The sequence below is a fragment of the Tenacibaculum sp. SG-28 genome (genome assembly GCF_002954385.1).
In the GTDB taxonomy this organism is placed as follows: domain Bacteria; phylum Bacteroidota; class Bacteroidia; order Flavobacteriales; family Flavobacteriaceae; genus Polaribacter.
In genome coordinates this window covers 144055-155296 of sequence record NZ_MQVY01000002.1, presented here as the reverse complement: position 1 = coordinate 155296, position 11242 = coordinate 144055, and the positions used below count along the sequence as shown (strand labels likewise).

The window sequence follows — 11242 nt, the reverse complement described above, 5'->3', positions numbered from 1 at the left end:
CCGTTAGAGCTTCCGATGGAATTTGTACCCATGAACAATCGTTTACACTAACCATAACCCAAGACACCGATGGGGATGGTAAACCGGATAGCGCAGATTTAGATGACGATAATGATGGTATTTTAGATACGGACGAAGGATGCTTAAATATTTTAAGTGCCTCGAGTGTAACACTAGAAGGACCAAGTGACAAGCAGTCTGGAAGTGTTATAACTGGTACTTCTTGGGTTTCTATAGATGGTAATATCCAAAAAGGGCAACGTATTGTTTTTGACGGTGACTTTTTACTGGATGTGTACAGTGAATTGAGTGTTAACGATAAGTTTTATTTTGGTATACAAAAATCTAATTGGAGTGATAACAAGAGTATAGTTATAGGTACAAATGGCCCTGTTCCTGCCTTAAGAAATATTAGTGGTGTTCCATACCTTATATTATATTCAGATAGTGGCACTTCCTTGGTGAATTATGAACTAACCACTGCAACTATATCTAATTATTCCGCATTTATTGAGATATCGGAAGATGGTAACAATATCAGAGCAGGTATAACAGACGGTTCCGATGATGCAGCAAAAACCACGTATTCAGAATGGAATACCGCGTACAAAAACCAAACAGGAAATCAAGGCTACGGAATAAGCTCTGTAGCTGTTATGGGCTATTATAATGGTGCCAATGGATTCGATACACAGGATATCGATTGGTCTGGTCTAACCATTCCTAACAGTTGTATCGATACCGATAATGATGGCATACCAGATGCACAAGATACTGACAGTGACGGCGATGGTTGTTCGGATGCTAAGGAAGCAGGCTTTACCGATGCGGATGACGATGGTGAAGTAGATGGTACAGGGTTTAACGTTGATGGAACAGTAGCGGGAAGTGATGGCTACGGAACACCAGCAGATACCGATAATTCTGGTACAGCAGATCATTTAGAGGGGGGTATAGACGAAGCGTGTAACCCAGTGCCCGATACCGATGGTGATGGCATAAAAGACGATGTAGATGTAGACGACGACAACGACGGTATTTTAGATATATTGGAGTGTGGTACAAGTGGTACAAATGCCATAGTGGGCGGTTCTTTTGAAACCTACACACCTACTAATCAGGGACAGGGAGGCTTGTTAGCTGACTGGTTTAATTGGAACACTGGTACTCCCGACTTAAATAAGCAAGGCGGCTATGAGCCAGCATGGTTTAGTTATCAGACTCCTGTAGTTGGTGATAATTACATAGGTATTGTATATAATGAATCAACAACTAAAGAAGGCCTTTCTCATAACCTCTCATCGGTCATTCCTTCAGGAACCAACATAAATTGGTCTTTATGGGCAGCATCTGGTAAATTCGCAGCCCCTGATTACAACAATGAAGATACGGTAACGCTTGAAATATATGGGAATCGTTATCCGAATCGAACAGGTAATACAAATCAATCCATACCCGCTGGAGCCGTGTTACTCGATGAAATTGATATTACCGGTACAGAGATGTTATATTATGCATCAACTTTTACAGCGCCTTTTGATATAGCAAATATATCAATTAGTATTCGTCCGGCAACAGGTTCAGTTATGAATGCAATAATGGTTGATGATTTCTTTGTGAGTAGTTTGGATGAGAATGATTCTAGTGCTGTGTGCGATGCAGACAGTGATGGAATCCCAAACCAGTTAGATACAGATAGTGATGGTGATGGCTGCCCAGATGCTATAGAAGCAGGCTTCACAGATGCCGATTTTAACGGACAAGTAGATGGTACAGGAGTTGACGCTAATGGTCGTGTAACCGGAAGCGATGGTTACGGTGCCCCTGCGGATACAGATAATTCTGGAACGGCAGATTATGTAGAAGCGGATGTAACGGTATCATACCATACATTCACAGTGAACGGTGCTTATGATATATCTACAGCTGCGTATGTTAATAATTTTTCTGTAGCTGCTCAAGAGACCGCTCCATCGGATATTGTGTTCAATAATGACGGTACGAAGATGTATATTCTTGGAGATACCGGCAACGACGTCAATGAATACCATTTAACCTCGGCCTACGAAGTTGCGACTGCCACCTATGCACAACGTTTTTCTGTAAATACTCAGGAAGCAAATCCAAATGGACTAGCCTTCAATACGGACGGAACCAAGATGTATATAGTTGGTTATGCTGGAGACGATATTAATGAATATAGTTTAGCGACAGCTTTTGATGTATCTACCGCCACTTATGTAGACCGTTTTGTGATATCTGCTCAAGAAAATAATCCAAGAGCCATGGCCTTTAATGACGTTGGTGACAAGATGTATGTCATAGGAACAGCTGGAGACGATGTAAATGAATACCAGTTAACCACGGCCTTTGATATTACGACAGCTACTTATGTTAATAGTTTTTCAGTGGCAACAGAAGAGGGGACTCCAACAGGGTTATCATTCAACAATGATGGTACAAAGATGTTTATTATTGGATTAAGTGCACGTGATGTGAGTCAATATAATTTGTCTACCGCATATGATTTTTCAACAGCCACTTATATTCAGAACTTTTCAATTATTGATCAAGATTTAGTACCACAAGGTGTTACCTTTAACAACGAGGGTACAAAAATGTATGTTGTTGGAGGTGTTGGTGATAAGGTTTATGAATACAATCTAGATAATCCAGCAACGCAAACGTTGGTAATTAATACAGCAATTACCAATATAACCATCAATACAACAGGTGCAACGGGTATAGATCCTGCTACCAATTTACCTGATGGTCTTTCGGCATCTTGGGCAAATAATCTATTGACCATTTCTGGTACGCCAACTGCTCTTGGGGTGTTTAATTACTCTATTCCTTTAATTGGCGGATGTGGAACGACAACCGTTACAGGAACTTTAACCGTAACACAAGACTCCGATGGCGATGGTGTTTTGGATACAACAGATTTAGACGATGATAACGATGGTATTTTAGATACCGATGAAGGTTGTAGCATTGTAAATACCAATGAAACCAATTTATTTACCAATGGTTCCTTCGATGGACCTATTGGTATCACGACGAATTATGCCGATTGGGATAATTACACTGCTAATTACTCTGAATCCTCTTATGATACAAATGATGAAGACAACCCTTTTTTAGGTGGCAATTATAATCAAAGCTCTTTTACTTTTGAAAATGTACCGAGTTCAACAGATGGCGGTACCTGGACAGGAATCCAATCGACGGGATTTCAAAATCCCGATTACAGAGAGGGGGTAATGCAGACAATTTCCCTATTGGAGGGCGAAACTTACATTATCTCTTTTGAACAAGCCTTTTTTGATGCCGTCCCAGTTAACAACTACACACACAATACTGATATTGGTGCAATAGAAGTATTAATTAGTCCTGGTAGCGGAATACCAACTACTGTAATTGGAGACGGTGGTACTATGTCTCCTGGTACCTCTTGGAACACCCAAAGTATATCCTATACAGCAACTACTACAGGTGCGCATACCGTAGCGTTTGTAGCAAAAGTCTTAGGAAATAATAGAGTATATTTATCTCTAGATGGAGTACGTATTGGTAAGGCTATTAGTTATGTGGATTGTTCAGGAGTGGATACTGATAACGACGGTACGCCAGATTATTTAGATACAGATGCAGACGGCGATGGTTGTAATGATGCTGTAGAAGCTGGTTTTACAGATGCAGATAATGATGGCGAGGTAGACGGTACCGGTTACGACGCTAACGGATTGGTAACCGGAGGTGATGGTTATAGTACGCCTTTAGATACCGATAATTCAGGAACAGCAGATTTTTTAGAAGCTGCTGTATTTGGGTCTAACGCGTCTTATTTGGTAAATGGTGCCTACGATATTGCATCGGCTACACTTACTCAAGATTTCTCAGTAGCTGACCAAGAAATTACGCCTTCTGATATTAGGTTTAATAAAGATGGTACCAAAATGTTTGTCATTGGAAGTAATGGCGATAAAGTTTATGAGTACGGTTTATCTTCAGCCTATGATATTTCTACGGCTACCTTTACTCATAATTTTTCAGTAGCAGGTCAGGAAACTTCTCCGCAAGGCTTGGCATTCAATACAGACGGTACCAAAATGTATGTTATTGGCCATACTGGAGACGATGTAAATGAATACAGCTTAACCACAGCTTTCGATGTTTCTTCGGCTACGTATATACAGCGTTTTTCAATAATTAGTCAAGAGAATACACCATATGGTGTGACGTTTAACAACGACGGTTCAAAAATGTATGTTATTGGTTCAGCTGGGAAAGATGTGAATGAATATAACTTAAGCACAGGCTTTGATATTTCTACAGCCAGCTATGCGCAGAATTTTTCAGTTTCCAACGAAGATTCAAATCCACAAGAGGTTGTATTCAATCATGATGGAACCAAAATGTTTATTGTTGGCTTATCTAGTGACGCTGTGTATCAATACAATTTAACAACAGGGTTCGATATCTCTACCGCTACCTATGCTCAGAATATTTCAGTTGATGATGGCAATCCATCTGGACTCGCATTTAATAATGATGGTACAAAACTATTTGTGGTTGGCCATGCTGGAGACAGTGTATACGAATACAGTTTAGAGAACCTTGCAGTACAGACAGTTGCTCTAAATTCAGCAATCACAACTTTTTCATTCAATACAACGGGAGCTACAGGTATAGGTACAGCAACCAACTTACCAAACGGTGTGACAGCCTCTTGGACAAACAATGTACTTACCATTTCTGGTACACCAACCGAATCTGGTATATTTAATTATGCCATTCCATTACTTGTGGAATGTGGGGGATCAACCAGTGAAGGTAAGGTAGTTACAGGAACCCTTACCGTAAAAGTAGACACCGATGGCGATGGTATATTTGATATCACAGATGTAGACGATGATAACGATGGTATTTTAGATATAGACGAAGGTTGTGGAGGCGTTGTTGTAGGATCATTTGATGCTTACCAACTATTAAACTCCATGACATCATCGCAGGAGTTTACCACCACAGAGGGAACTGCATTAACCGTTACCCTTTCTAGCCCTACGGGTGTCCATGAAGAGTTTGTGGCTTCTACTTACACTGGCTATTGGATGAGTAATGGTAGCGCTGGTGTTAATGATGAATACATAAATCAATCTGAAGAGATGACGCTAACCTTCAGCCAACCCATCAGTGAAGTTAAAATATCTGTCTATGCTCTTTCAATCACTAATATAGGCCAAGAAGAGTTTAGATTGAAGGTAAATGGAGCCTATCATGCTTTTAATGCTGCTAATTTTACGGTAACAGCAAATAATCCTAGCATAAATTCAGCCGATGGTTATGCAATAAATGGGGCTTCAATGAACAATGGTTTAGGTAACTTTGTTTACATTTTGTCCGAACCAACAGGTATCGAGACACTCACTTTTGAAAATAATGTGTTAGGAGGAGCTCCCAATGGAGCTGTATACAAAATAGAATTGTTTGGTAATGTTATGTTAGAAGGTGCGGCTAATTGCCAAGGCCAAGACACCGATAACGACGGTACTCCAGACCATTTAGATACAGATGCTGATGGCGATGGATGTTTCGATGCTTTCGAAGCAGGCTTTACAGATGCAGATACAGACGGACAAGTAGACGGTACTGGGTTTGACGCAAACGGAAAAGTTACCGGAGGTGATGGATATGGTACACCAATAGATACCGATAATTCTGGAACGGCAGATTACTTAGAAGCTGCTGTATTAGGGGCTAACGCGTCTTACATGGTAAATGGTGCTTACGATATCACATCGGCTACACTTACTCAAGATTTCTCAGTAGCAGACCAAGAAACTGTACCGACTGATTTAAGGTTTAATAATGATGGTACCAAAATGTTTGTCATTGGAACTACTGGCGATAAAGTATATGAGTACGGTTTAGCTTCGGCCTATGATATTTCTACGGCTACCTTTACTCAGGATTTTTCAGTAGGAGGTCAGGAAAATGTTCCGCAAGGTGTGGCATTCAATACAGACGGCACCAAGATGTATATTACGGGTCATTCTGGGGACGATGTAAATGAATACAATTTAGCTTCAGCTTTCGATATTTCTACAGCCGTATATACACAGCGATATATAATATCGGGTCATGAAACCATACCAAGAGGCATCACCTTTAATAATGATGGTACCAAAATGTATGTGATTGGCTCATCGGGGCAAGACATTAATCAGTTCAATCTAAGCACTGGCTTTGATGTTACATCGTCAATCTATGCTCAGAATTTTTCAGTTGCTAACGAAGATTCAAGTCCACAAGAGGTTATATTCAGTAGTGATGGAAGCAAAATGTTTGTTGTTGGCGCAACAGGAAAAGCTGTGTATCAATACAACCTAACGACTGAGTTTGATATCTCAACCGCCTCCTATGTGCAGAATATTTCAGTAAATGATGCCAATCCTAACGGACTTGCATTTAATAATGACGGTACAAAACTATTTGTGGTTGGCCATACTGGTGATGCTATTTTAGAATACAGTTTAGCTAATCCGGCCGTACAGACAATTACACTAAATTCAGCAATAACAAATATTACATTCAATACAACTGGAGCTAAAGGTATTGGTACAGCAACCAACTTACCTAATGGTGTTACAGCCTCTTGGGCAAACAATGTACTGACCATTTCTGGTACGCCAACGGTTTCGGGTGTATTTAATTACACCATTCCGTTATTAGTAGAATGTGGAGGATCTTCTAGTGAAGGTTTAGTGGTTACAGGAACTTTAACCGTAAAACAAGACTCTGATGGCGATGGTATATTTGATGCTACAGATGTAGACGATGATAACGATGGTATTTTAGATAGCGATGAGGGGTGTGGTAATGTAGCAGGTACATTTGATACTTACCAACTATTAAACACTACCACCACATCTCAAGATTTTACGACCACAGATGGAAGTACACTAACCGTTAATCTCTCCAGTGATACCAATGTCTATGAGGAGTTTCAGTCTTTTAATCCTAGTGGTTATAAAATCAGTAATGGAAGTCATCTCAATGAATCCGAAGTGTTGACACTTACATTCAGCAAACCTATTACTGAAGTTAGAATATCTGTTAATGCACTTACACATAATATTGCAGCAAATCCTTCCAATGGAGGTCACGAAATATTCAAATTAAAAGTAAATGGTTCCTATCATAGATTCGATGCCTCTAATTTTACAGCAACCAATCAAAATCCATCTATAGGTGGTGTACTTGGAGACTACATTATAGGGACAGGACATATAACTGGTGAAGGACATTTTAACTATGTTTTAACTGAGGTAACGGGTATTAATACATTAACCTTAGAGGTTGATGTTTTAGAAGCCACACCAAATGGCATACAATGTAAAATAGAGATCATTGGAGATATCTTAGAGGAAAGTCCGTCTACATGCCAAGGCCAAGACACCAATAACGACGGAACCCCAGACCATTTAGATACAGATGCAGATGGCGATGGATGTTTCGATGCTTTCGAAGCTGGCTTTACAGATGCAGATGCAGACGGACAAGTAGACGGTACTGGGGTTGACGCAGACGGAAAAGTTACCGGAGGCGATGGATATGGTACACCCATAGATACCGATAATTCTGGAACGGCAGATTATTTAGAAGCCAACGTATTTGGTTCCAATATCTCATATGTTTCAGATGATTCTCACGACATATTATCAGCGGTATTTACGCAAGATTTTACCACGGGAACTATTCCAACTGACATTAAGTTTAACAATGATGGGACAAAAATGTTTGTTCTTAGGAATCAAGGTGTTGTAACTGAGTATACTTTATCAACGGCGTATGATGTGTCTACGGCAACGAATATTTCAACTTTTAATTCCGGTGGGACTCATGCTAAGGGAATGACCTTCAACCCAGAGGGTACCAAGTTGTATATCGTCCGTTGGTATGGAGATGAGGTGAAGGAATTCCATTTAACCTCTTCCTTTGATGTTTCCACAGCCACTTTTGTGCAGAATTTTTCCGTATCACCAAATCCACACGGAATTGCCTTCAACTCTGATGGTACAAAGATGTTCATTGTTGCGCATACGAAAGGCCTAAGGGAATACAGTTTGGCAACTGCCTTTGATGTGGCTACAGCCAATTTGGTACAGGAATTTTCATTGGCAGCTGGATCAACAGATATTTTATTTAATAGTAGTGGTACAAAAATGTTTACGGTTAACAGTGTATCTCAAAATGATGTGGATGAATACCATTTAACCACACCATTTGATGTTTCCGGTGCTAGTTATATACGAGATTTTACTCTCCGAGATGAAGACACAGATCCACAAGGAATTGCATTTAACAGCGATGGTACAAAGATGTTTATGGTTGGAGATAGTGGAGACAAGTTGTATGAATACAGCTTAGACAATCCAGCCATACAATCCTTTGCAATAAATTCAGCTATTTCAGACATTACGTTCAGTACAACAGCTGCAATAGGTATTGGTACAGCAACCGGTTTACCAGAAGGTCTATCAGCCTCTTGGGTAAACAATGTCCTTACCATTTCGGGTACAGCCACCGAATCAGGTACCTTTAATTATTCTATTCCATTGTTGGTGACATGTGGAGGAGCAACTAGTGAAGGTGCAGTGGTTTCAGGAACCCTAATTGTAGTTGGGGATAATGATGGTGACGGCATTACAGATGCCATAGACGTAGACGATGACAACGATGGTATTTTAGATACAGATGAAGGCTGTACAAATAATTCTAATGCTAATTTGTTAATCAACGGTAGTTTAGAAGATGATACCGTTCACGTGGGAGGCCCAGGTACTCCATGGACGGATGAGGACAGCCCCGATGTGAATGATGTCACCAACCCACAAATTGGTGGTAATGGATCTAGTTGGGGTGTGCCAGCTGTGCCTTCATCAGACGGTGGAACGTTTGTTGGTTTAGGACCTAATGAACATATTCGTCAATTAGTGACGCTTACCTACAACACGACCTATGTATTGCGTTTTGAACAGGCTAATTTTGGCGCGTATACTAGCTCAAATTATGATTTTATTAATGATGGAAATATAAAAGTGACATTAAGATATCATTCCCCTGGATTTTCAGGTTCACACGGTGGTAATTTTGATGTCGCATTCACTGGTACAAGTACCTTAATGACCCTTGGTGATAGTTGGTCTACTGAAACAATGACATTTACAGTTCCAGAGACCGGTCTGTATGAATTAGTGTTCGAGTCTATTGATTATAATAACAGATCATACATTGTCATTGATGGCATAGAATTATTGGAGACAGATGATACCTTATGTACAGGGCAAGACACAGACAATGATGGTACACCAGATCACTTAGATACAGATGCAGATGGCGATGGTTGTTTCGATGCGAAAGAAGCAGGGTTTACCGATGCAGATGAAGATGGTGAGGTTGATGGTACTGGAATAAATGCAGATGGTACAGTAGCAGGGAGTGATGGTTACGGAACACCAGCAGATACCGATAATTCTGGTACAGCAGACCATTTAGAGGATGGTGTAGTAGCTTGTGATTTAGATACCGACGGCGATGGCGTACCAGATGCAACAGATTTAGATGACGACAACGATGGTATTTTAGATACCGATGAAGGGGATGATACTATAGACACAGATGGTGACGGAACACCAGATTATTTAGATACAGATTCCGACGGTGATGGATGTACCGATGCTAAAGAAGCAGGATTCACAGACGCTGATGATGATGGTGAGGTTGATGGTACCGGAATAAATGCAGATGGTACAGTAGTAGGAAGTGATGGTTACAGAACACCAGCGGATACCGATAATTCTGGTACAGCAGACCATTTAGAGGATGGAATAGCGGATTGTTTATTAGATACGGATGGCGATGGTACTCCAGATGTAACTGATTTAGATGATGATAACGATGGTATTTTAGATACCGATGAGTGTCCTGATGCCATAGAACTTGCATCGGTAGTAAATCAATTTGAGTATGACGGAGGTTTTACTCCTGTGACAGGAACCATAAATTCTGTAGTCTTCCCAACTAACCCAGAAGAATCGGGCGGATCTATTTACTATGAAAACGTCAGAAAAATTAGCAATACGGTTGTGACCAATAATCATCTATTTGCAACGACTATTTTTACAGACAGTCAAAAAGCAACGGAAAACCTATCAAACAATGGTAAGGTTATTATCAATACGAGTCAAATTAGTACGAGTACCAACACGGATAAAAACCAAACATCTTCAAAAATTGTCCTTGCCGATATTGAAAATCCAGAATTGACATTCAACTTAAAAATCACGAAAGTAAATGGGATTGCTCTTCTGCCAAACGAATACAATATTCACGCAAAAAATCATACTAGCTTTAGCGGTCCGACGGCAATTGGTGATGGTAGCTACGAATACACCATAACAGGCTCTTATGATGAAAATTTGTATCTATCCAATGGATTCATCATCATCACCACCAACGGCAATATTACCATTGAGTCGGTAGAATTTACGTTCACTTCTGTAGACGATTCTCACTCCGGTGATGCCATAGGACTGCGCTATGAACGAATTTTCGATTGTGTAGACAGTGATGACGATGGTACACCAGACAATTTAGACACCGATAGCGATGGTGATGGCTGTTTCGATGCGAAAGAAGCAGGGTTTACCGATGCCGATGAGGATGGTGAGGTTGATGGTACCGGTTATGAGGCAGATGGTACTGTAAGCGGTAGTGACGGATACGTAACACCAGCGGATACCGATAGTTCTGGTACAGCAGACCATTTAGAGTCTGGAGTAGACGAAGCATGTAATTCATGTAATAATATTTCAGCTCCCATAGATAATAATGCAATTGCTTCAAATAGTAATTCGGCTTCTTTTTATGTTAATGATACGCAGGTACAAACGCAGTTCGGTTCTTCCGGTACTGATTCTACAGACGATATACTATATGGAAAAGACGGGTATTTATATATTACAGGAAAAGCAACGAGTTCTTGGAGTGGGTATAATATAGTCAACCCATATGTTAGTGGAGAGGATATGTATTTGGCGAAACTCGATCCAAACACTTATGCGGTAGAATGGGTTTCTTTTATGGGGGCTTCTTCCTATCAGTACGGTAGAAAAATTGTGCAAGACGCCAACAACAATATTATTGTTTCAGGATATACTGCGACGAATTTAACCAG

1 protein-coding gene is annotated in these 11242 nt (G+C 40.3%); it reads left to right on the top strand.

The features are described from left to right. Positions 1-11242 (top strand): hypothetical protein (locus BSU00_RS05690; protein ID WP_233188608.1); only part of this gene is annotated, 11242 nt, incomplete at both ends.